Below are 2,039 nucleotides of genomic sequence, written 5' to 3'. Positions count from 1 at the left end.
GGCGGGCTCCGCCTTATGGAGGGGCTCCGCCCGCCAGCCGCGGCTCTACCCGTTCAACTCGGGGACCAACCTGCCGTGCAGCCGGGGCGAAGCGCCACCCGAAATCCATTCGCAGCGTCGAGGAGCCCTGAACCGCTGGAGCCTGATCCGCCGGAGCCTGATCCACTGGGGCCTGACCCGTTGGGGCCTGACCCGTTGGCTGCCGGCAAGCCTCACCGGCCGGCTCGTGCTCGCCGTCGTGGTCGCGGTCGCCGCCGCCCAGGCGGTCGCCGGGGTGATCTTTCTGCGCGAACGCGCGCACGTGACCCGCAACGTCGTCCGGGAATTCACGGCCGACCGCGTGCCCAGGGTGGCCCAGCTGATCATCCCGATGCCCGCCGGGGAACGCGCCGAGGTTCTGCGCGTGCTCAACAGCAGCACCACGCGCTACGCCCTCGCCGCAAGGCCGCTCGCCAAAGCGGGCGAATGGGACGGGCACTTCCAGGCCCGGCTGCGCCGCGCCATGCCGCCGGCGATCCGGGACGTGCGGGCGACCATCCGCAACGTCCCCGAACGCGGGCGGGGGCCGGAGGGCGTGCCCTTGCCGGACGGCGAACTGCTGACCCTGTCGCTGCGGCTGCCGGACGGGTCGTGGCTCAACGTCGAACGGGTGCTGCATCCGCCGATCCCGCAGGTGATCTGGCCGATGGCCCTGTCGCTGGCGCTGTCGACACTGGCCGTCGCGCTCGCCGTGGCGCTCGTGGTCCGGCGCATCGTGCGGCCGCTCAACACCTTGTCGGACGCCGCCGACCGGCTCGGACGGGGCGAGCACCTGGAGCCGCTGCCCGAAGAGGGGCCGGCCGACGTGCGCCGGACGACCCATGCCTTCAACGTGATGTCGGACCGGCTCACCCGCTTCGTCGCCGACCGCACGCGCATGCTGGCGGCGATCGCCCACGACCTCCGCACCCCGATCACCGGCATGCGGCTGCGCGCCGAGATGATCGAGGAGGAGGAGACCCGCGCGCGGATGCTGGCTGGCCTGAACGAGATGGCGGAGATGACCGAGGCCGCGCTCGCCTTCGCCAAGGCCGACGCCCAGGCGGAGGACAGCCGCCGGGTCGACCTCGCGAGCCTGGTGCAGAGCGTCTGCGACGACTTCGCCGATTCCGGGGCCGCGGTGACTTTCGACGGGCCGGAGCGGCTCGACCACACCTGCCGTCCGACCGCCCTCAAGCGCGCGGTGCGCAACCTGATCGCCAACGCGGTGCGCTACGGCAGCTCCGCCGCGGTCACGCTGGCCCGCGACGAGACCGCGATCACGCTGAGCGTCGCGGACGACGGCCCAGGCCTGCCCGCGGATCAGCTGGAGCGGGTGTTCGATCCGTTCGTCCGGCTGGAGGAGTCCCGCAACCGCGAAACCGGCGGCAGCGGGCTCGGCCTGTCGATCGCCCGGAACATCGCCCGGGCCCACGGCGGCGACGTCACCCTGCGGAACCGGAACGCCGGCGGCGCCGCCGCACACCTGACCCTGCCGTTGTGAGGCGGGTGTCGTCACCGCGGCACGCGGCCGGTCGGACCCGCTACCCGAAGCGGAAAAAGGTGTCCTCTCGAGCGCTCCACCTGGGGGCGACAACCTGCCGCAACGCCGGCGTGTGGCAAGGCCTCGCGCCGCGGTCCGACACGCCTCATATTCGAATCATGTCAACCGACCCAGCGGGGGTCTTTTGGTGGAGACGGGAAGCATGATCGACGACATCCAGGCCCAGAACGCGGCCGTGCTCGACCACGTGCTGGGCTACATCCCCGAACAGCTGCACCCCTTGGCGTGCAAATCGGCCAGCGCGATCTCGGCCGGTGCGCTGGCGATCACATGGCTGCTGGGCGTGGCGATGATCCCGCTGATGATCCTGGCGAAAACCGGCGTGCTGCACTAGCCCGATGGGGTGGACGCCCCCTCCGGCGGCATCGGTGTGCCAGAATGGGTATATCGACAAACGCCATTCGAGGAGGAGGCATCCATGTCGGAGGTTAGCATGATCGGGCTGGATCTGGCGAAG

General features: G+C 71.3%; 2 protein-coding genes. Both read left to right on the top strand.

Annotated elements, in window-relative coordinates:
- Positions 1–1,522: ATP-binding protein (locus tag CKO28_RS27405; RefSeq protein WP_200344666.1), on the top strand; the 1,522-nt coding region annotated here is incomplete at its 5' end.
- Positions 1,523–1,724: 202 nt separating this feature from the next.
- Positions 1,725–1,916 (top strand): hypothetical protein, encoded by a 192-nt coding sequence (locus tag CKO28_RS27400; protein ID WP_200344664.1) that lies wholly within the window; start codon positions 1,725–1,727, stop codon positions 1,914–1,916.
- Positions 1,917–2,039 lie beyond the last annotated feature (123 nt).

The organism is Rhodovibrio sodomensis (assembly GCF_016583645.1).
Lineage (GTDB): Bacteria > Pseudomonadota > Alphaproteobacteria > Kiloniellales > Rhodovibrionaceae > Rhodovibrio > Rhodovibrio sodomensis.
This window is presented reverse-complemented; position numbering and strand designations above follow the sequence as displayed.

What these genes read in the sequence shown, in the direction of transcription:
- CKO28_RS27400 (WP_200344664.1), top strand. Translation starts at nt 1,725, where the DNA reads ATGATCGACGACATCCAGGCCCAGAACGCGGCCGTGCTCGACCACGTG.